General features: G+C 69.8%; 16 protein-coding genes. 3 read left to right on the forward strand and 13 right to left on the reverse strand.

From position 1 onward, the window contains the following. Positions 1-306: 306 nt before the first annotated feature. The 4 genes from FGM06_RS14380 to FGM06_RS14395 are packed head-to-tail and all read right to left on the reverse strand — an operon-like array spanning position 307 to position 6,179. Complete coding sequence (locus tag FGM06_RS14380) at positions 307-2,541, reverse strand: DUF7846 domain-containing protein (protein WP_144799972.1); 2,235 nt, start codon at positions 2,539-2,541, stop codon at positions 307-309. Between the two features lie 16 nt (positions 2,542-2,557). Beyond that, a complete protein-coding gene (locus FGM06_RS14385) occupies positions 2,558-3,694 on the reverse strand; it encodes an extracellular solute-binding protein (RefSeq protein WP_144799973.1) in 1,137 nt (378 codons plus the stop codon). A gap of 39 nt (positions 3,695-3,733) precedes the next feature. Further along, positions 3,734-4,915: an alpha-1 4-glucan-protein synthase gene (locus tag FGM06_RS14390; RefSeq protein WP_144799974.1), complete on the reverse strand. Its 1,182-nt coding sequence runs from the start codon at positions 4,913-4,915 to the stop codon at positions 3,734-3,736. A 22-nt stretch (positions 4,916-4,937) separates the two neighbouring features. Beyond that, complete coding sequence (locus FGM06_RS14395; protein WP_144799975.1) at positions 4,938-6,179, reverse strand: lysylphosphatidylglycerol synthase transmembrane domain-containing protein; 1,242 nt, start codon at positions 6,177-6,179, stop codon at positions 4,938-4,940. Between the two features lie 230 nt (positions 6,180-6,409). Between FGM06_RS14395 and FGM06_RS14400 the strand changes: the two genes are divergently transcribed. Together FGM06_RS14400 and FGM06_RS14405 are read left to right on the forward strand one after the other, a co-directional pair. Beyond that, positions 6,410-6,682 carry a hypothetical protein gene (locus tag FGM06_RS14400; RefSeq protein WP_144799976.1) on the forward strand — a complete coding sequence of 91 codons (273 nt, stop codon included), beginning with the start codon at positions 6,410-6,412 and terminating at the stop codon, positions 6,680-6,682. Positions 6,683-6,753: 71 nt separating this feature from the next. Then, entirely contained in the window at positions 6,754-7,314 is a 561-nt protein-coding gene (locus FGM06_RS14405) for a rhomboid family intramembrane serine protease (RefSeq protein WP_144799977.1), read from the forward strand. 77 nt (positions 7,315-7,391) lie between these two features. On the opposite strand, the gene rpsJ is transcribed toward FGM06_RS14405, so the two are convergent. The 5 genes from rpsJ to FGM06_RS14430 form a co-directional block, all read right to left on the reverse strand. Continuing rightward, entirely contained in the window at positions 7,392-7,700 is a 309-nt protein-coding gene (gene rpsJ, locus FGM06_RS14410) for a 30S ribosomal protein S10 (protein ID WP_004048854.1), read from the reverse strand. A 3-nt stretch (positions 7,701-7,703) separates the two neighbouring features. After that, positions 7,704-8,969 (reverse strand): translation elongation factor EF-1 subunit alpha, encoded by a 1,266-nt coding sequence (gene tuf, locus FGM06_RS14415; RefSeq protein WP_008005409.1) that lies wholly within the window; start codon positions 8,967-8,969, stop codon positions 7,704-7,706. Between the two features lie 190 nt (positions 8,970-9,159). Further along, positions 9,160-10,146 carry a homoserine dehydrogenase gene (locus FGM06_RS14420; RefSeq protein ID WP_144799978.1) on the reverse strand — a complete coding sequence of 329 codons (987 nt, stop codon included), beginning with the start codon at positions 10,144-10,146 and terminating at the stop codon, positions 9,160-9,162. Then, on the reverse strand, positions 10,143-10,793 hold the full coding sequence (locus FGM06_RS14425) for an amino acid-binding protein (RefSeq protein ID WP_144799979.1): 651 nt from the start codon (positions 10,791-10,793) through the stop codon (positions 10,143-10,145). Before FGM06_RS14425 ends, FGM06_RS14420 begins: the two co-directional genes overlap by 4 nt. A 256-nt stretch (positions 10,794-11,049) precedes the next feature. Continuing rightward, on the reverse strand, positions 11,050-13,239 hold the full coding sequence (locus FGM06_RS14430) for an elongation factor EF-2 (protein ID WP_144799980.1): 2,190 nt from the start codon (positions 13,237-13,239) through the stop codon (positions 11,050-11,052). A gap of 207 nt (positions 13,240-13,446) precedes the next feature. Here FGM06_RS14430 and FGM06_RS14435 point away from each other — a divergent pair, with 207 nt between their 5' ends. Further along, complete coding sequence (locus FGM06_RS14435) at positions 13,447-14,091, forward strand: bifunctional 4-hydroxy-2-oxoglutarate aldolase/2-dehydro-3-deoxy-phosphogluconate aldolase (RefSeq protein ID WP_144799981.1); 645 nt, start codon at positions 13,447-13,449, stop codon at positions 14,089-14,091. A gap of 252 nt (positions 14,092-14,343) precedes the next feature. Here the strand turns inward: FGM06_RS14435 and FGM06_RS14440 are convergent, their stop codons facing one another. The 4 genes from FGM06_RS14440 to FGM06_RS14455 all read right to left on the reverse strand — a co-directional run bounded on the left by FGM06_RS14440 (position 14,344) and on the right by FGM06_RS14455 (position 19,332). Then, on the reverse strand, positions 14,344-17,907 hold the full coding sequence (locus FGM06_RS14440; protein WP_144799982.1) for a DNA polymerase II large subunit: 3,564 nt from the start codon (positions 17,905-17,907) through the stop codon (positions 14,344-14,346). A 16-nt stretch (positions 17,908-17,923) separates the two neighbouring features. Beyond that, positions 17,924-18,343 carry a PPC domain-containing DNA-binding protein gene (locus tag FGM06_RS14445; protein WP_144799983.1) on the reverse strand — a complete coding sequence of 140 codons (420 nt, stop codon included), beginning with the start codon at positions 18,341-18,343 and terminating at the stop codon, positions 17,924-17,926. A 189-nt stretch (positions 18,344-18,532) separates the two neighbouring features. Further along, positions 18,533-18,910, reverse strand: a complete 378-nt coding sequence (locus FGM06_RS14450) for a NifU family protein (protein ID WP_144799984.1) — start codon at positions 18,908-18,910, stop codon at positions 18,533-18,535. A 95-nt stretch (positions 18,911-19,005) separates the two neighbouring features. After that, positions 19,006-19,332: a DUF5783 family protein gene (locus tag FGM06_RS14455; protein ID WP_144799985.1), complete on the reverse strand. Its 327-nt coding sequence runs from the start codon at positions 19,330-19,332 to the stop codon at positions 19,006-19,008. Between the last annotated feature and the right edge of the window lie 332 nt (positions 19,333-19,664).

The following is a 19,664-nucleotide window of genomic DNA, read 5'->3' on the forward strand; positions in this document are numbered from 1 at the left end:
GAGGGACGCGGTGAGCGCTCGAAGAGCGCGAACCGCGAGGCTGGGGAGGTGCGAGGCGTAGTTGCGGTGCGGCTGGGAGGGACTCAAAGGGGCAGCCGCGAGGCGGTCGCAGGCGACGTAAGCACTGGAAGGAGCGAGCACCGCGAGCGACTGAAGCGCGCAGCGAGCGTGCGACCGCCTCGCGGCTGGGGCTTTGGAGGTGTCCACCGACAATCCGTAATTGACCGTTTATAAATGAGCGGTTGGATCGTTGGAGGTGTTCCCCGTCGAGCCACGGTCGACTATCCATGAACGACCACCATCGATTCACCGCTCCTCGCTCGCCTCGGCGTCCGTCTCGAAGGCGACCCACTCCGGGTGCGCCTCCGGGTCGTCCGACAGATACGTCCCCTCCGTCCCGCACTCGGTCGTGAGCCGACAGACGAAGCGCTCCGGCGGCCAGACGGCCTCGACCCTCCCGTCGGACTCCCGAACCGTCGCCTCCTGCCGGTAGGTGAACGTCGAGCCCGCGGGGTCGACGAGCGTCACCGTCACGATCACCTCGTCGCCCGCCGGGTCGATCGGGACGGTTTGGTTCGGAGCCCCGTCCAACGTCGCGCCCGCGGGCGTCAGCGACCAGTCGGCCGTGAGCGATCCGTCGGGGTCGCGCACGTCGTACTCGGCGCTACCGTCACCGCGTGCGGTCTCCAGCCGGACCACCGCGCGCCGGACGCGGTCCGGGACGCCGACGGTCGCCGTCGCGTCGATCCGCGCCCCCTCGCGGACGTCGAGCGGTTCGAGTTTGGGGGCGACGTGTCGGTTCGGGTCCGGCGTCCACTCCCCCCGATACGCGTAGCGGCGGAGGTCGCGGTCGGGGTACGCGTCGATCACCGCGAAATCCTCGGCCGGATCGCGGTCGAGCGCGTACACGACCGGACCGTCCAGTCCGGGATCGTTCCGGAGCGCCTGGAAGGGGTGGTTGAGCCACTCGCCGTACGGCGTGGGGACGAAGACGAGGTCGTCGTCGAACTCCGCCGCCTCGATCGGCGCGTAGGCCGTCTCGTACTTCTCGGCGTGCGACGCGTGCCGGTCGAGCGGCGCCTCGGCCGCGGCGGCCGCGCCGAGCGCTCCGCCGAGGACCGCGAGGACCGCGACCGCGACGACGACCGCCCGCGCGGTTCCCGGCGTGACCCGGGACGCGAGCCGCGCGCGGAGCCGGGAGAGTCTTCGCCCGCCGGCGACGACGGCGACGCCGGCGAATATCGACAGCGGAACGAGGAGGTCGAAGTGGTAGAACGGTCCGAAGCCGGCGACCAGCCCGTCCGTCGGGTCCGAGAGCGTCGCGAGGAGGTTGTTCGTCCCCCAGAAGAAGAGGTTCCCGACGGCGACGGAGCCGGCGACGCCGACGAGGAGGAGCCCGGCGGTTCGCTCGAATCGCCGAGTAGGGGCGCCGCCGCGTCCGACGTTCCCGTCACCGAATCCGAGCGCGCGCCGCCCCGACAACCAGCGGCGCGCGGCCAGCCCGCCGCCAGTGAGTGCGAGCAGCGTGCCGAGCGGCCCGGCGACGACCCAGCGTGTTGCGAGGTACCACAGCGCATATCCGTTCGAGCGGAGAGCAAGTTCGGGCGTGTACGCCTCGCTGTGCCCGAGGATCCGGCGCTCGCCGAATCCGGGACCGTCCATCGGCGCGAACGCCTCGTACGGGAAGGTCAGGGGGGAGCCGGTCATCCGGAGGTTGTACGCGAGGGTGACGCCGACGAACAGGATCCCGAGAAGCGCCGTGAGCCCGTGGCGACGGATCGGGCCGGGAAAGGGCCAAATGCCGGCCTCGCGAGCCGCGCCGAACTCGCGGACCGCGCCGGCGACTCGCCAGAGCGCGTGCAGGATGAACGGCGCCGCGAACAGGACAGCCGTGTACGGCCGGGCGAAGAAGGCGAGCCCGATCGCGACGCCCGCGAGCCCGGCGAGCGGGAGCGACCGGTCGCGGACGCCTCGGAGGTACGCGACCGCGAACAGCAGGTTCAACAGCGTCGTCGGCGCGTACGGGAGGAACACCGAAGAGGTGACGAGCGCCAGCGGCGACGCGACGAAGCAGACGGCGGCCGCGAGGCCGACCCGCCGGTCGAATATCGTCGACCCGAGCAGGTACACGAGCGCCGCGTTGCCGGCGGCGACCGCCGCGAGCGTCACCCGCGGCTCGCCGAACAGCGCCATCGACGCGGCGTACATCGCGGCGGGGACGGGGTTGTACTTCGGGTAGAGCCGTCCCCCGTCCTCGATAAAGAACCACGGGTGGACGGCGTCGGCCAGCGCGCCGGCGTGGATCTCGAGCTGCCCGGAGAGCAGCAGCGCGGCCTGCGTGAGGTACACCGCCTCGTCGTGGTTGACGGAGTGGTAGCGGAACAGCGTCGCGGCGACGAGGAAGGTGAGCGCTCCCGTCGCGAGGGCGACGAGGGCGGCCGAAAGCGTCAGCCGGTCGGTCTCGGCGAGCCGAACGCGCGCGCCGCTCGCGAGTCGGCGGGCGGACCGACGGAGACGGCGGAGGGCCGGAGGAGAAGCCACGGGCGGCGGCGCGGGCCTACACCTCGACGCCGGCCTCGCGCATGAGGTCGATCGTCGGTTCGAGGTCGGACAGCTGCGTCAGATCGATGTCGGGGACGTCGAGCTCGTCGATCGTGGGCAGGTCCCCGATCGGCTCCACCTCGGGGATGAGGGGGTACTCGAACGTCGTCCGGGCGAAGTAGTCCTGCGCCTCGGCCGACAGCAGGTGACGGACGAAGTTCCCGGCGAGGGTCCCGTCGGCGGCGGTGTCGATGACCGCGGCGCCGGCGACGTTGAACACCGCGCCGGCGTCGCCGCTCGTGAACGCGGTGCCGATCGACGCGTTCGGGTTGCCGTCGAGGACGCGCTGGGTGTAGTAGTGGTTCGTGAACGCCGCGTCGATCTCGCCGTCGGCGATCGCCTGACAGGCCGCGAACTCGTCGGGGTAGCTGCTGATCCCGGACTCGACGATCGACTCCAGCCAGTCGCGCGTCGCCTCCGGGCCCTCGATGAGTCGCATCGCCGTGACGAACGCTTGGCAGGACCCGTACGAGGGAGCCCAGCCGAGGCTTCCGTCGAACTCCTCGGGGTACGCCATCACGTCGTCCGGCAGGTCGTCGTCGGAGAACTCCTCGGTGTTGTACGGAACGGTGCGGGCGCGACCGGACGTGCCGATCCACTGCTCGGTGCGGAACTCCGACCGGACCATCTCGGTGACCTCCGAGGGGAGCGCCTGCGTGCGTCCCTCGTCGGCCAGCGCGCCGAGCGATCCGGCGTTCACCGAGTAGAACACGTCGGCCGGCGACCCCTCCCCCTCGTTGGCGATCTGGTTGACGAGGTCGGTGGAGCCGCCGTACCGGACGGTCAGGTCGAAGTCGTCGTACTGGTCGTCGATGTACTCGACGAGCTCGCCGACGAGGAACTCGCCGCGACCGGAGTACACCGTGAGCTCGCCCTCCAGGTCGGGCATCTCGGCGATGGGGGTACCGCCGGGGGCACCGCGACCCGCGCGGCCGGAGCCGATCTGTCCGATCGACCCCTCTGCGCCGCCGTCGTCGCCGTCGTCGCTCTCGTCGTCGCCGCCCATACAGCCGGCGAGCCCGGCCACGCCGAGCGCGCCCGTGGCCGCGAGGAACCGCCGGCGATCCACGTCGTCCGGGAAGTGGTGAGTCATGTGTTTTAGGCTTGCCTAAATACTTTTAATCGTGTCGGTTCAGTCGTCCGCGGGCGCCGGCGTACGCTGAATCGCGTCGAGGCAGTCGAGCCAGTCGCGCATGTACTCGCCGCAGTGGTTGAGAAACGCGCCGTTGTTCCACTCGGAGAAGTCCCCCTCCGCGAGCGCGTCGGCCATCTCCGCGAACGCCGCCGCGAACGAGTCGGCGTCGGCCCCCTCCTCGTCGATGACTTCCCAGACGTGTTCGTTCAGCTCCAGTCCGGCCACCTCGTTCGCGAGGTCGTCGAACGTCGAGCGCGCGGCCTTGTTGTGCTCGCACAGCGGACGGCCGTTGTAAATCCGCTTTCCGAGCACGTCGCAGGCGCGCTTGAGGAAGACGCCCGACCAGATGTCGTCGAAGCGACCCACGTCCCACTCGTTGTCGTCCATCGGCATCTGGTAGAAGGCGGGGATCACCTCGCGGCGGAACGCGAGGTTCATCGAGCAGACGGTGAGGTAGTTGCCGCGCGCGGCGACGAAGTCGCCGCCGAAGTCGTCGGCGGTCGTCCGGGTCTGCGCCTGTCCCTCCAGGTCGCCGTCCATCAGGATCCGGACCGCGTCGAGGTCGGGGACGTTCGTCCACAACCCCTGCGAGGCGACGACCTCGCCGGACTCGACCTCGGCGGTCCCCGTCTCGACCGTCTCGTCCATCGCCGAGTACGGGTAGCCGCGGGGGTAGAGCCCGTGCTCGTCGGCGTTCTGATAGAGCACGTTCACCCACTGCTCGTCGGAGCTCACCGACTCGACTGCCCCCTCGAACGCGAGGTTCTCCATGTGGCGGCCGAAGTAGTCCTCGTCGTCGTGCGGGAGCGTGTCGTCGTCGATGAACAGGCCGTACTCGAAGGCGTTGTCGGCCCACATGTACAACAGCCCGAAGCTCGTCTCGGCGTGGCTCGCGGCCGGGACGACGTGGCCGTACTCCGCGACGTCGTTGGCCTCGTACCACTCCTCGCGGCGGGAGCCGTCGAACACCTCGCCGGAGACGTCGAGGTCGTCGAGCATGGCGCGCATCTCCTCGACGTCGCAGAAGTCCTCGGTGACGAGCACGAAGTGGAGCCGGGAGACGTCGAACCCGTGCTCGCGGGCGTTCGCGACGTACGCGCGGAGGCACTCGTACTCCCGGATCGTGGGGACGATCACGCAGATGTCCCCGCTCGCGGCTGCTTCGCGGCGTCCTTCCATACTCCGATGTTTTTAGGCCAACCTAAAAATCTGACGGTCCGGGATGCGACGACCCGCTCTCATCGGTCGCGTTCGACGCCGCGTCGCCGGTGCTCTCCACGTCGGGGCCGGCGGCGCCTTCCGTCCCGGACTCCCCGACGACGCTCCCCCCGTCGGCCTGCACCGAGGGCGTCGGCTCCCCGTCTCCCGCCGGGCCGGCCGCGGGCGAGAGGCCGAGCGCGAGCGCGGCGAGGCCGCCGCCCGCGAGCGTGACGGCGTTCTTCAGCGCGTGGTCGAGGATCGCCGCCGCGAGCGCGGTCTCGACCGGCAGCCCGGTCGCGCTCACGACGAGACCGGTGAACGCCGCCTCGTACAGCCCGATCCCGCCCTGCGAGAGCGGGAGCACCTTCGCGAGGTTGCCGACGCTGACCGCGAGCGTCCCGACGACGAGCAGCGTCGTCGCCGGGACCGGCCCACCGACGCCCCCCAGAAGCGCGGCGAGCACGAGCACCGCCGTGAGAACGTCCAGCGCCCAGACGGCGATACTCCAGAGGAACACCGCGCCGAGGCGCCGGGGGTCGGCGGCGACGACGCGGACGGACGCGCCGAACCGGACGGCGGCGTCGACGAGCCCCGCGAGTCGCGATCCGGATACGCGGGCGCGGAGCGCGGACCCGAACCGCCGGTCGCTCCGGGCGACCGCGACGGTCGCGACCGAGAGCACCGCGGCGACGGCGGCGATGCCGGCGGCGGCCGCGAGCGCGGTCGACGGCGCGACGGCGCCGACGGACTCGCCCGAGCCGGGCGACCGACCGGTCAGGAACAGGAGCGCGAGCGCGACGCCCCCGAGGGCGCCGATCGCCACGAGGTCGAACGCCCGCTCGACGGCCAGCGAGGCGACGCCGGTCGGGTACGGCACGTCCCGGCGCTCCTTGAGCAGGTACGCGCGGACGCCGTCGCCGGCGCGGGCGGGGACGACGAGGTTCGCGGTCTGGCTGGCGAACACGGTCGCGGTGAGGAAATCGGTCCGGCAGCGCCGGCCCATCGCCGCGAGCACGTCGCCGTACCGTCGCCCCCTGAGCGGCCACGAGAGCAGGTAGGCGCCGAACGCGACGGCGAGGAGCGTCGGATCGGCCGCCGTCACGGCCGCGACGACCGCGCCCGCGTCGAGACTCCGGGCGAGGATCGCCGCGCCGACTCCGAGGACGAGGAGCGTCCCGAAGGCGGTGAGTCGCCCGCGCGAGAGCCCGGCGCGGAGGCGCGCCCGGAGGCCGGCCCCCGTCATGGACGCGACTCCCCGTACCGGGGAGATCGAAACCGGCCGGCGAGCGCGCCGGTCTGCAGGCGTTCGAGGCGCCGTTCGACGGTCATGCGTTTATTTAGGTCGCCCTAAAACACATAACGCTGACGGTTCGGCGACCGCGTTCGACCGTCTCCACGTGGCGGACCGAACCGCGTTCCGAGGAGTTGACGACCGCCGAAAGGTGCTTTTGTGCGTCTATCGAAATATTACACATGACAGACACCGTCCGAATGTGGCTCGTCGAGCGGACGTACTCCGACGACGAGCAGAACATGGTGATCCTCACCTACGCCACGCCCGACGGCGAGCGGTACTTCCGAAAGGAGCGCGCGCTCACCTCCTTCTCCGACGTCCGGGACACCACCGCCGCGGTCGACGCCGACCCGGCGAACGTCGGGACCGTCGACGACCCGGCCGAGCGAGAGCGATACGCGGCCGAGGCCGACCGGATGGCGGCGGCCCACGACCCCGACGACGTGATCTGACCGGTGACTCGACCGGCGCGATCCGACCGGCGCGACCGTGCTTAAGTCGGTCCACCGCGAACGTGTCCCCGATGCGCGCCACCCTCGAAACGCTCGCGATCGCGACGCTCGTCGGGGCCGTGCAGGCGGCGCTACGCGTCGTCGGGCTTGCAGGGCTCTTCGCGCTCGCGACGCCGCTGTCCGTCGCGCCTTGGACGGTCGTCACCAGCGTGTACGCGCACGGGTCGATCGGTCACCTGCTGGCGAACGCGCTCGCGCTCCTCCTCGTCGGCCCGCTCGTCGAGCGCCGGACGACGCGAGCGCGGTTCCACGCGTTCGTGGTGACGACCGGGGGACTGGCCGGGATCGCGCAGGTGACGGTCGGCGGGCTGGTCGGTCCGCCGACGGCGGTGCTGGGACTGAGCGGCGCCGTGTTCGCGCTCGGCGGCTACCTGCTCGCGGGCAACGTCGTGACCGCGACGCTGTTCGACCGGCTGCGGCTCCCGCCGCGCGCGCAGTTCGCGCTGTTCGGGCTCGCCGCCGTCGCGCTCACCGCGACGACCGCGGCGCCCGGCGTCGCGCTGATCGCCCACGCCGTCGGCGCGTTCTGCGGCCTCCTCGCTGGACGGGTCGGGCTGCTCGACGTTCGGTAATGCGAGCGGAGAGAAGACCGCAACGCCGCCGCTGGCGACGGTGGAAAATGCGGAGAGAGCGAAATACGCCCTAGCGCTTAGTCTTCGAGAACGATCTCGATGCTGACGTCGTTCGGCACTTGGACGCGCATGAGCTGGCGGAGCGCGCGCTCGTCGGCGTCGATGTCGATCAGACGCTTGTGAACGCGCATCTCCCAGTGCTCCCACGTCGCCGTCCCCTCACCGTCCGGGGACTTTCGCGACGGGATCTCGAGCGTCTTCGTCGGCAGCGGGATCGGGCCCGACAGGGCGACCCCCGTCGAGTCCGCGATCTCGCGGACGTCGTCGCAGATGTCGTCGAGGTCCTCGGGGCTCGTGCCGGCGAGGCGGACGCGTGCCTGCTGCATCGATTATCGCTCGTTGACTTCGAGCACCTTGCCGGCCGCGATGGTCTGACCCATGTCGCGGATGGCGAAGCTGCCGAGTTCCGGGATCTCACCGGACGGCTCGATGCTGAGCGGCTTTTGCGGGCGCACGGTGACGACCGCGGCGTCGCCGGACTTGATGAAGTCCGGGTTCTCCTCGGCGACCTCGCCGGACGACGGGTCGATCTTCTGGTCGATCGACTCGATCGTACAGGCGACCTGCGCCGTGTGGGCGTGGAAGACGGGCGTGTACCCGGCCGTGATGACCGACGGGTGCTGCATGACGACGACCTGGGCCTTGAACGTCTCGGCGACGCTCGGCGGGTCGTCGGCGGGGCCACAGACGTCGCCGCGACGGATGTCGTCCTTGCCGATGCCGCGGACGTTGAACCCGACGTTGTCACCGGGCTCGGCCTTGGGCACCTCCTCGTGGTGCATCTCGACCGTCTTCACCTCGCCGCCCACGTCGGACGGCTGGAAGGAGACGTTGTCGCCGGTGTTGAGGATCCCGGTCTCGACGCGTCCCACGGGGACGGTCCCGATACCGGAGATGGTGTAGACGTCCTGGATGGGGAGTCGGAGCGGCGCGTCCGTCGGCGGCTCGGACTCCGGCAGGTCGTTGAGCGACTCCAGCAGAGTGGGGCCGTCGTACCACGGCGTGTTGTCGGACGCCTCGGCGACGTTGTCGCCCTCGAACGCGGAGATCGGCACGAAGGTCGTGTCGTCGGTCGCGAAGCGGACCTGGTTGAGCAGGTTCTTGACCTCCTCGATGACCTCGTTGTAGGTGGACTCCTGGTAGTCGACCAGGTCCATCTTGTTGACGCCGATGATGAGCTCGTTGATGCCCAGCGTGCGGGCCAGGAACACGTGCTCTCGGGTCTGAGGCGCGACGCCGTCGTCGGCCGCGACGACGAGCACCGCGTTGTCGGCCTGCGAGGCGCCCGTGATCATGTTCTTCACGAAGTCACGGTGGCCCGGGCAGTCGACGATGGTGAAGTAGTAGTTGTCCGTGTCGAACTCCTGGTGGGCGATGTCGATCGTGACGCCGCGCTCGCGCTCCTCGGCGAGGTTGTCCATCACGTAGGCGAACTCGAAGCCGCCCTTGCCCTTCTCTTCGGCTTCCTCGCGGTGCTGCTCGATTACGTGCTCGGGGACGCTCCCCGTCTCGAAGAGGAGGCGACCCACGAGCGTGCTCTTGCCGTGGTCGACGTGGCCGATGATGGCCAGGTTCTGGTGCGGTTTGTCACTCATGGGGTAATCACGCGCTAAGGCGCTCTGTGAGTAAGTTTCGGTTGATTCCACTAAAACGGTTTCGATACGGACCACAGAGTATCGCGCCGCCGTCGGGCGATTCTCGACAACGCGGGGCACGGCAGCGCGACACACAGACCCCCGCGGCGACCCGAGAGATCCGCCGCACCGAGAGCGTTCGCCCTGCCGGCTACTCCAGCCGCCCGACGTCGCCGAGCACCGCGCTCGCGGTCTCCGGGCCGCCGGCGCCGCGTCCCGAGATGTTGAGCCGGCCGGCGTGCGAGGTCTCGATCTGGACGATGTTCTGCGTCCCGGAGACCGCGAGCGTCCCGTTCTCGGGGACGAGCCGCGGGGCGACCCGGACCGTCTCACCGGTCGCCTCGCCGATGAGCCGGACCGTCCGGCCGTCCTCGGCGGCGAGCCGGAGCGCCGAGCCGGGCACGTCGCGGATCCCCGCCACGTCGGCGTCGTCGAGCGTGAACTCGCGGGCGTCGGCCGGGTCGTCGGCCGCGCCGAACGAGAGCACGTTCGCGAGGATGACGCACTTCAGCGCCGCGTCGGTCCCCTCGACGTCGAAGGAGGGGTCGGCCTCGGCGACGCCGAGGTCCTGCGCCTCCGCGAGCACGTGCTCGTAGTCGAGCCCCTCGGCGGCCATCCGCGTGAGGATGAAGTTCGCCGTGCCGTTGAGCACGCCGCGCACCGCCGTGACGTGCCCCGGTTCGATGTCCTCGACGGTCGAGACCGCGGGGATGGCGCCGCCGACGGTGGCCTCGAACCGGATCTCCCCCGCGCTGTCGGCGACGGCCCGCCGGAGGTCGCCGAACCGCTCCGCGACCGGGCCCTTGTTCGCGAGCACGGCGTGGCGGTCGCGCTCCAGCGCGCGAGTCACGTGCGAGAAGCCGGGATCCGCGTCGTCCAGCGTCGTCGGCGTCGCCTCGACGAGGACGTCGTAGTCGGCCGCCAGCGCGTCCTCGGGGTCGTCGTCGCCGACGATCCCCCGCTCGGCCTTCCGGGCCACCACCGCGTCGGGGTCGACGCCCGCGTTCCGACCTCCCGTCCCGTCAGCGACGGCCGCCGTCGAGGAGTCCGCGACCGCGACGACCTCGTGACCGTACTCGCCCGCGAGCTCGACGACGGAGCGGCCGACGGCGCCCGCGCCGATGACGGCGAGCCTCACGCCTCCACCCCCGTGAGCGGCTCGACCAGCCGCAGCTCCTTCTCCTCGGCCAGCTCCCGGACCGCCGCGAGCGCGGCCTCGGTCTCGCCGGCGCGGGCCTCCAGGCGGAGCCGGGCGCTCGACACGTCCTCGGTGCCCTGCGGCGCCGCCAGCGACACGTCGGCGACCGACGCCGACGCGCAGGCCTCGATCCGCGAGAGCGTGTCGGAGAGGTCGGTGTCGATGAGGTGGCCGAATAAGAGCAGCGTCACCTCCTCGGCGTACCGCTCCGTCCCGGCCTGCATCACGTTCACGCCCTCGGACCGGAGCGCCTCGACGATCCCCTCGAAGCGCTCCTGGGTCGCCTCGAAGTCGACCTCGACCGGGATCCGGCCGCGGGGCGTCTTGTTCCCCCGCTCGTGGTAGATAGAGAGGAGGTTCCCGCCGTTGTCGGCGATCGGCCGGAGCGCGGCGAGCAGCTGCCCCGGCTCGTCGACGAGCTCGAGCCGCACCGTGTGCGTCGACGGCGTCGCCGAGGCGTGCCCGCCGTCGGGGCTGGCGTCCTCGTCGTCGGACCGCCCGTCGACCCCCTCGTGGGCGTCGCTCACGCCGCCACCTCCGCGGGGGCCGCCGTCGACGCCGTCGGCGCTGTCGGCGCGATCCGGCACGGTCCTGTCGGCGACGCGGAGCGGTCGCTTGCTGGCTCCGTCGCGATGCGCCGAGCGGGAGTCGTGCCCGTCTGCATACCCGAAAGGAGTCGGGGGATCCGGTATAAGCCTTCGGCGATGGCAGGCGTTGCCTCGCTTCCGCCCGTGTGAACTCACGGCACGGACGGCGGCGAGGACGGAGCGAGCGCGAGAACCGCGAAAACGGAGAGAGAACGCGAAACAGCAGAAGACCGCGACCGCGGACCGCGCCGTCGACTTAGAAGTAGTCGATCGACTGCGGCAGTTCGAGCTTCATCCCCTTGCGCTCGCGGATCTCCATGATCTTCTCGCGCTGGAGGTTGTCGACGAGGACGCGGAAGCCCGCATTCTCCGTGTTCCACGAGGCGCGGCCCTCGGTGGCCGAGCGGATGTCGGAGGAGAAGCCGATCATCTCCTCGACGGGCGCGATGCCCTCGACGACCATGAGGTCGCCCTCCTGGTACATGTCGTCGACGCGGCCGCGGCGGCCTTGGATCTCGCCGGACGCCGCGCCCATGTGCTCCGAGGGCACGTCGATCCGGACGTCCTGGATCGGCTCGAGCAGGCGGACCTCGCCGTCGATCAGCGCGCGGTGGACCGCGTCGCGGACGGCGGGGATGACCTGCGCGGGCCCGCGGTGGATGGTGTCCTCGTGGAGCTTCGCGTCGTGCAGGCGGAACAGCGACCCCTGGACCGGCTCGGCGGCGAGCGGCCCGTCGTCGAGCGCCTCCTGGAGCCCCTCTAAGACGAGCTCCATCGTCTCGTTGAGGTGCTGAATCCCCTTCGTGTCGTCGATGAGGATGTTGGTCCGGTGGATGTCCTCGACGTTCTGCGAGGTGTCCTTGTCCATGCCGGCCTCCTGGAGCGCCTCGCGGCGCTCCAGTTCGGGCATGTCCATCGAGACCTCGCCGAGCTGGATGGCGTCGACGATGTCCTGGGACATCGGCTGGACGGTGATGTAGAACTTGTTGTGGCGGTTCGGCGAGACGCCCTCGACCTCGCGGGACGCCTCCTGGGGCTGTTCGCGGAAGACGACGATCGGCTCGCCGGTGATGACCGGGATCCCCTGGTTGTCGCGGATCCGCTGGGTGATCACTTCGAGGTGGAGCTCGCCCTGCCCGCTGATGAGGTGTTCGCCCGTGTCCTCGTTGATCTCGATCTGGATCGTCGGGTCCTCCTTCGCGACCTGCTGGAGCGTCTCGATGAGCTTCGGCAGGTCGTCCATGTTCTGCGCCTCGACGGACTTCGTGATGACCGGCTCGGAGATGTGCTCGATCGACTCGAACGGCGTCATCTCCACGGAGGAGACGGTGGAGCCGGCGATGGCGTCACGGAGGCCGGTGACCGAGGCGATGTTACCGGCCGGGACGTGCTCCACCTCCTCGCGCTCCGACCCCATGAAGAGGCCGACGCTCTGGATGCGGTTCTTGCCCGCCGTGCCGGAGACGTACAGCTCCTGGCCCTTCTCCAGCGTGCCGGAGAAGACGCGGCCCGTCGCGATCTCGCCCGCGTGCGGGTCCATCGAGATGTCGGTGACCATGAAGACGACCTCGCCGTCCTCGTCGACCAGTCGCATCGTGTCGGCCAGGTCGGACTCGGGGTCGCCGCGCCAGATGCGCGGGACGCGGCGGGGCTGGGCGTCGACCGGGTTCGGGAAGTGCTCGCAGACCATGTCGAGCACGACGTCCGACAGCGGCGTCCGCTCGTGGAGCTCGTCGCGCTTGTCGTTCTGTTCGAGGTCCATGATGTCGCCGAAGTCCATGCCGGTCCGCTGCATCGACGGCATGGAGACGCCCCACTTGTACAGCGCGGAGCCGAACCCGACCGTGCCGTCCTCGACGGAGACGGTCCAGTCCTCGGGGATGTCGTCCATGTTCTCGGCCATCCCGCGGATGAGCTCGTTGACGTCGGCGATGACGGACATCAGCCGCTCCTGCATCTCCTGGGGCCCCTCCTGAAGCTCGGAGATGAGGCGGTCGACCTTGTTGATGAACAGCGCCGGCTTCACGCCCTCGCGGAGCGCCTGCCGGAGCACCGTCTCGGTCTGAGGCATCGCGCCCTCGACGGCGTCGACGACCACTAAGGCGCCGTCGACCGCGCGCATCGCGCGGGTGACGTCGCCCCCGAAGTCGACGTGGCCCGGGGTGTCGATGAGGTTGACGAGGTGGTTGGTGTCCTCGTACTCGTGGGTCATCGAGACGTTCGCCGCGTCGATGGTGATACCGCGCTCCTGTTCGTCCTCCTTCGTGTCCATCGCGAGCTGCTCGCCCGCGGTGTCCTGGGAGATCATGCCGGCGCCGGCCAGCAGGTTGTCGGAGAGCGTCGTCTTCCCGTGGTCGACGTGGGCGGCGATGGCGATGTTCCGGATGTTCTCCGGAGTGTCCATCAGCCGCTCGCACTCTTGAACGATCTTCTTGCGTCGGCCCATTATACCGCTTGTTACCGATAGCAGGGTCAAAAGGGTAGTGTTTCTCCGCGGCCGTTTCGCCGAGGATCACCCCCGATCGCTGGCGATTTCGTGTCGATCGGTCGCACGGTTCGGGGGCGAACCGGGGCCGATGTCGGCCCCGCCGTCCGCTGTGCGGCAGCGACCGCGTCCACGCGGATTTAAGTGCTCCGTGGGGGACCGAGGCGTATGAACGAGACGCTCTCACGGCTCGCCGACACCGGCGTCGTCGCGGTGCTGCGCGGCGTCGAGGCCGACCAGCTCATCGAGATCACGGAGGCGCTCCGCGAGGGCGGAGTCACCGCCGTCGAGATCACCGCGGACACGCCCGACGTCGCCGGAAAGCTCGGCGAGGTGACGGGGTCGTTCGGCGACGAAGTGGTCGTCGGCACCGGCACCGTCCTCGACAGCGAGACCGCCCGGACGACGCTGATGGCCGGCGCGGAGTTCGTCGTCTCGCCGAGCCTCCACGAGGACGTGATCGAGACGTGCAACCGCTACGGCGCCGTCACCGCGCCCGGCGTGATGACCCCGACGGAGGCGATCCGCGGCTACGAGGCCGGCGCCGACTTCGTGAAGGTGTTCCCCGCGAAGACCGTCGGCCCGGCCCACCTCGGCGCGATGAAGGGCCCGCTCGGCCAGATCCCGATGATGCCGACCGGCGGCGTCAGCCCGGACAACGCCGGCGACTACGTCGAGGCCGGCGCGTTCGCGGTCGGCGCCGGCGGCGCCCTCGTCGACTACGACGCCGCCGACCGCGGCGACTACGAGACGATCACCGAGACCGCCCGCGAGTTCACGCGGGTCGTCGAGGAGGCGCGGACCGACGGCTGAGGAAACGACCGGTGCCGTGACGGTCCCGCTATAATCCCATGCCATACCATGCCACAGGTACAAGCGTGCGAGTGCGCAAGCCCGAGGTGACTTCCAGCCCGCTCTGCGAGAGGTACACCCGTCTGGAAGTCATCCCGAGACCCCTGTCGGAACTAATCCCCCGGTCCGCCGCCGGGAATCCCCCTTCCCGGCGGGACCGGTCGGCCGTCGCGTCCCGCGCCGTGACGACACGCGTGCCGCGGCCGCGACGCCTCACATGAAGTCGGCGATGCCGGACTGCTTGTTCGTATCGTCCTCGAAGATCGATTCGAGCGACTCCTCTAACACCTTCAGCCGCTGTTTCGTGTAGGGCCGACAGCCGAACCGGTCGGCGACCTCGATCGCCGTGTCGACGTACTTGTTCACCGACCCCTGGTGGACGGTGAGGTTCACCCGCCCGCCGCACTCGCGGCAGTCCCCCGAGAGGGGCATCCGGCGGTACTTCTCGCCGCAGTCGAGACACCGCGTCTCCTGCCGCGAGAACGCCCGGAGGTTCCCGATGATGTCCGGCAGGAAGTGGTACTCGATGACCCGCTCGGCCACGTCGGTCTCGTCGACCGCGCGGATCTTCCGGGCCAGCTCCAGCTGTGCGTCCATCTTCTCCATCATGTCCCCGAGCGTCTTGTACGCCGACAGGTCCGGCCCCATCGCGATGTCCGTCGTGTCGTGGGTGTGGTCGAACCCGTGGTACTCCTCGTCGGTCCCGAGCGTGTCCTCGCCGAGTTGGATGCGATCCTCCAGCTCCTCCGGGTCCGTCAGATCCAGCGTCGCCTCGTAGAACTCGCGCGGGTACTCGCGCACGATGTCCATGTTGTGCGCCTCGTCGTCGATCTCCGAGGGATCGATCCGCGAGGACATGACCAAGGGCGCGTCCATGCGCCCGCCCCGCTGGTCGGGGAGAAATTCTTTCGAGAAGTTGAGAAGTCCGTCCATGAGAAGCATCACGCAGTCTTCGTCACCATCGCAATTTCGACGCTTGGCGGCGTGAAAGTACGGATGAGCGTATCCCACCGCGGCCGACGTAAATCCTACCACTCTCCCGACAGTCGCGGCGCTCGTGTGGGGCGCCATCCCGAAGACGAGCTCGCCGACGAGGTCGTCGCGCTCGTTCACCTCGTAGAAGCGGGGGAGGCCGTAGAACTGCTCGAGGAGGTCGTCGACGAAGTCGGCGGTCCGCAGCATGTGCTCGGCGGCGCCGTCCGAGAGGACGATGTCCTGCACCCGGAGCTCCACGAGCTGGTCGTCGTGGCGCAGCGGCTCGCCGTCGATGTCGGTCTCGTAGCCGATCTCGCGGAGGTGGTCGGCGGTGACGTCGAGCTCCTCGGGCCGGACCGACGTGACCGGGAGGTCCGTCATGTCGTACCTGACAGTGCCGTCCTTGAACGACGTGACGCCGTTCTTCGCGCGTAAGATCCCCTTCTCCATCGGCTCGGGCGTCTTGTTCCGCGAGGTGAGCCCCTGGACCCCCTTCAGGATCTCGAAGGACGCCTCGCGCTCGCCGACGTTCGCCAGCGCGGAGCGGTACGCGTCGTTGAGGTCGACCTCCTGGTACGTCGCCGCCCGCACCTCCCACTCGCAGCGCGGGCACTCGACGCGGCCGGCCTCGTCGGGCTCGCAGACGGTGCCGCAGTCGTTACACTCGTAGTGGGGCTCGGTGTGGACCTCGCAGTCGGGGCACCGCGCCTTGTAGGTGTGCTCGCCGCAGTCGGGACAGAGCCGGTCCGAGACCTGGAGCTCCAGCCGACCGCGGTGGCCCGAGTCGTCCATCACGCTCGCGGCCTCGGCGACGTCGCGCTGGGGGCCGCCGGCCTCGTTGATCGGGAACAGCGTGTGGACCGCCGGGGAGAGGTCGCGGCTCTCCGACTTCTCGGGCCGGCCCATTCGGTTGCCGATCCGGGTCGGCGCCCGCTCTCTGATCGCGAACGGCGCGACCTCGTTGACGGCCTTCACGGCGTTCTCGCCGCCGTCCCACTCGCGGGCCGCCGCCGAGAGGTCGCCCTCGTCCCACGTCTTCCGGAGGCCGTCGTCGACCCCGAGCGACCGCGCGAGCGGGCGCCACGTGGGGATCCGGAGCGCGTCGGGCGTGGCGACGTGCTCGACCAGCAGCGCCTCCAAGGCCGTTTGCGTCGTCTCGGTGCGCTCGATCGCGAGGACGCCCTCGACCACGTCGCCGGCGGCGACCGCCTCGGCGAGCGCCGCGAACGCCCCGACCGACACGTCGTGCCAGAGGTAGGTGTACTCCGGGTGGAGCGGGCAGTCGTACTCGCGCGCCCACGCGAGCGCCTCGTCGACGTCGGGGTGTTCGAGGTCGACGTGGGGGTCGTCCGCCATGGCCTGCACGTCGGCGCCGGCGTCGGCGAACTCCTTCACCCACCACTCGTACACGTAGGAGGCGGGCGCGAGCGGGTGGTTGTTCTCGACGAACTCGCCGTAGTTGACGAGGTACTCGCCTAAGTCGAGCACCTTCTCCACGCCGTTGCGGACTTCTTTCGCCTCCTCGGGGTCGTCGATGCGCCGGACCTCACCGTTGGCGAGCCGGACCGTCGGCCCCTCGATGGAGTCGACGGGGACGACCCCGTGGGCCTTCCCCGGGCGCTCCGTCTTGATCTGCGTGCCGGCCGCGAGGAAGTCGTCGACGAGGTGCATCGTCGCCGGGTGGACGCCGCCGGTCGCGAACCCGTGGTTGCGCGCGCGACCGTACCGGAGCCGGAACCCGCCCGCCTCGCTCGGGTGGGTGAACACGGGGCGGCCCGCGATCAGGTCCCGGAGGAACTTCTGGGAGGGTTTCGCCCGTGGCGGGCCGTCCGGCTCGTCCGTTCCGTCCTCGTCGCCGTCGTCCCCGGTGTCGCCCGCGTCGCTCTCGGCGTCGTCTCCCGAGTCACCGTCTCCGGAGCCGTCGTCCGACCCCGCCGCGTCGCTCTCGCCGGAGCCGTCCTTCCCGATCGTCCCGTCGATCAGGTCCTGGAGCCACGGCCAGTCGACCTCGTCGAGGTCGCGGGTGTACCGCTGGATCTTCGGGGCCTTCAGCGCGATCCCCTCGGCGGCGACGAGGCACATCCCGCCGCGCGCGGAGTTGGTGTCGACGCGTTCGAGGTCGCGGAAGCCGGAGACCTCCTCGTCGCTCGTCGCCTCCCCGTCGAGCATGATGGGGATGTGCTCCGCGATGAACTTCGACTCCTTGTCCTTCGGCGTGTACTGGAGCCCGGTCTCCTTGTCGTAGAGGGCGATCTCCTCGGCGTAGCGCTCGACCTCCACGTCGCGCGGCTTGTACTCGTCAATGCCCAGCAGCGACCGGGCGTAGTCGGCGACGAGGACGGAAAGCGCCTGCGCGGTCCCGCCGGCCGACCGGATCGGCCCGGCGTAGTAGACGTTGACGAACTCGGTGCCGTCGTCGTTCTCCAACAGCTCGACGCGGTCGATCCCCTCGATCGGCGCGGCGACGACCCCCTCCGTGAGCAGGGCGACCGCGGTCCGGACCGCGCCCTCGACCTTCCCGGCGCGGGAGTCGTAGTCGCCGACGGTCCCCTCGACGAAGTCGGTGACGAGCTCCAAGGCCGCCTCCTCGCGGGACATCTCCCCCTCCAGTTCGCGGACGCGCTCCGCGACGCCGTCGATGCCGAGGATGTTCTCGACCCGGTCGGCCATGTCGCGGGCGACGGGGATCTCGACCTCCGGCTCCGGGTCGTACCCCTGTCCCTTCGCCGTCTCCGCGAGCGCCAGCGCCTCGTCGAGCCGGTCTTCGATCCGGGCGAAGTAGCGCTCGTCGTCCGGCCTCATCGCCGCCGGACCCGCCTCACAGCCATAGGTCGAGGTCGGTCGTCGGGTCGTGCGACCGCTCCAGCGGCTCGTCGAACGCGCGCATGTGACACTCGCCCGCCCAGACGGTCCCCGAGTCGAGGTGGCCGGCGAGCGCCTGTCCGCTCGGCCGCGACAGCACGGCGTGGGTGTGCGCGAACACGTCGCCGTCGAGCAGCGAGACGTTCCCGACGCAGGCGGCGACCTCCAGCGGCTCGTCGAACGTCACCGACTGGTACTCGGTGTCCTCCTGGTCGTAGAACCAGACGTCCGCGTCCTGCACGGCGCCGAGCGCCGTGAACCAGCCCGCCTCGACGTCCTCCGCGCGGGCGAGGTCCTCGATCTCCTCGCGCCAGTCGGCGCCGGTCTCGAACCGAGCCACGTACTCCGCCGTCGTCTCGACTTCCCGGTGGTGCATAGGAACCGTCCACGGTGGCCGGGGGCAAAAAGGCTTCAGTCGCGGTGAGCGCGGCCGGCCTTGACAGAATTAATATAGCGATATCTAGTTTATTTACGGACGACGGCGCCACGGCGGAAGAGCGAGAGACGCGCCGCTACGGCGTCGGAATCGGGATAAAACGGAGAATCGAGAGCTACCGGAGGCGGTTCAGAACGGGGCCTGCGGGCCTTCGTCGTCGCCGCCGTCGTCGGTCGTCTCGCCGGGGAACGACGGCGACATGCCGCCGCTGCTGGTGCCACCGAGGTCGCCGTCGGCGCCGGAGTCCATGCCGGTGTCGGCGTGGACCGTCTCGATCTCCGGGATCTCCTTGACCATCCGGGACTTGATCGCCTGGATCGTCATCGGCGAGATCCCGCAGCCGGAGCAGGCGCCGCCGAGTTGGATCGTGACCTCGCCGTTCTCGCGGTCGAGGTGGCTGATGGCGGCGCTCCCGCCGTGCATCTGGATCTGCGGGAAGTTGCGCCGCAGGAAGTTCGTGATCCGCTCGCGGAGCTCGTTTTCCCCGTCGGCAGTGTCCGTGCTCATGCCAGCGAATTGGCGGTCGGCGGGCTTATGCCTTTGGTTCGACCGGACTCGAACCGCGAGAACCGACGTTTCGGACGACGAGCCGGTGGCGATCGCTACTCCGGCCGGTCGACCTGAAACGTCCGGTGGAGCTCCGTTTCGATCCGCTCGACGTACTCCTCGAGCGTCTCCTCGAACGTCTCGTCGTCGACGAGGACGCCCTCCAGCCGATCGCGCGGGTTCTCGGGGAGCTCGACGCGGAACTCGCCGTCCTCGTAGAACGGCTCGGACTCGTTGAGGACCGTCTGGTCGATCCCGTGGATGAGCTGGGAGTCGCGACGCTCGTTCATGTGGTTGAACGCGTTCTTGTACGCGCGCTGGAGCTCCTGGAAGTAGTGGACGTACTTGTCCTCGAACTTCTCGGGGTCGAACTCGTCGGCCATGTTCTGAGCGAGGATTCGACGGGGAAAAAGGCGCTCGATCGGCGTCCGAGTGGCTTAGATGGGCAGACACCACGACAGAGGCAGCGTGACGACCGTGTCCGGCGACTGCCCGGTAGGCTGATCGAGCCCGAATAAACCGTATTCAGCGATATCAAAATGACATTCGGTGCCAGACTGCAGTGCAGGAGAGGAGTCAGTTTTGACGGAATTGCCGTCGACTCGCGGTGACCCGCTCTAGTTACTACTCGATCTTGAGCTTCTGTGATTGAACGACGAGACGAGCGGACGAAACCGCGAGGTTTCCGTACTGCCGGTGGGCTGACGCTCCCAGG

The sequence above is a fragment of the Halorubrum depositum genome, assembly GCF_007671725.1.
Classification (GTDB): domain Archaea; phylum Halobacteriota; class Halobacteria; order Halobacteriales; family Haloferacaceae; genus Halorubrum; species Halorubrum depositum.

What these genes read in the sequence shown, in the direction of transcription:
- FGM06_RS14385 (WP_144799973.1), bottom strand. Translation starts at nt 3,694, where the DNA reads ATGACTCACCACTTCCCGGACGACGTGGATCGCCGGCGGTTCCTCGCG.
- FGM06_RS14390 (WP_144799974.1), bottom strand. Translation starts at nt 4,915, where the DNA reads ATGGAAGGACGCCGCGAAGCAGCCGCGAGCGGGGACATCTGCGTGATC.
- FGM06_RS14395 (WP_144799975.1), bottom strand. Translation starts at nt 6,179, where the DNA reads ATGACGGGGGCCGGCCTCCGGGCGCGCCTCCGCGCCGGGCTCTCGCGC.
- FGM06_RS14400 (WP_144799976.1), top strand. Translation starts at nt 6,410, where the DNA reads ATGACAGACACCGTCCGAATGTGGCTCGTCGAGCGGACGTACTCCGAC.
- FGM06_RS14405 (WP_144799977.1), top strand. Translation starts at nt 6,754, where the DNA reads ATGCGCGCCACCCTCGAAACGCTCGCGATCGCGACGCTCGTCGGGGCC.
- rpsJ (WP_004048854.1), bottom strand. Translation starts at nt 7,700, where the DNA reads ATGCAGCAGGCACGCGTCCGCCTCGCCGGCACGAGCCCCGAGGACCTC.
- tuf (WP_008005409.1), bottom strand. Translation starts at nt 8,969, where the DNA reads ATGAGTGACAAACCGCACCAGAACCTGGCCATCATCGGCCACGTCGAC.
- FGM06_RS14430 (WP_144799980.1), bottom strand. Translation starts at nt 13,239, where the DNA reads ATGGGCCGACGCAAGAAGATCGTTCAAGAGTGCGAGCGGCTGATGGAC.
- FGM06_RS14435 (WP_144799981.1), top strand. Translation starts at nt 13,447, where the DNA reads ATGAACGAGACGCTCTCACGGCTCGCCGACACCGGCGTCGTCGCGGTG.
- FGM06_RS14440 (WP_144799982.1), bottom strand. Translation starts at nt 17,907, where the DNA reads ATGAGGCCGGACGACGAGCGCTACTTCGCCCGGATCGAAGACCGGCTC.
- FGM06_RS14445 (WP_144799983.1), bottom strand. Translation starts at nt 18,343, where the DNA reads ATGCACCACCGGGAAGTCGAGACGACGGCGGAGTACGTGGCTCGGTTC.
- FGM06_RS14450 (WP_144799984.1), bottom strand. Translation starts at nt 18,910, where the DNA reads ATGAGCACGGACACTGCCGACGGGGAAAACGAGCTCCGCGAGCGGATC.
- FGM06_RS14455 (WP_144799985.1), bottom strand. Translation starts at nt 19,332, where the DNA reads ATGGCCGACGAGTTCGACCCCGAGAAGTTCGAGGACAAGTACGTCCAC.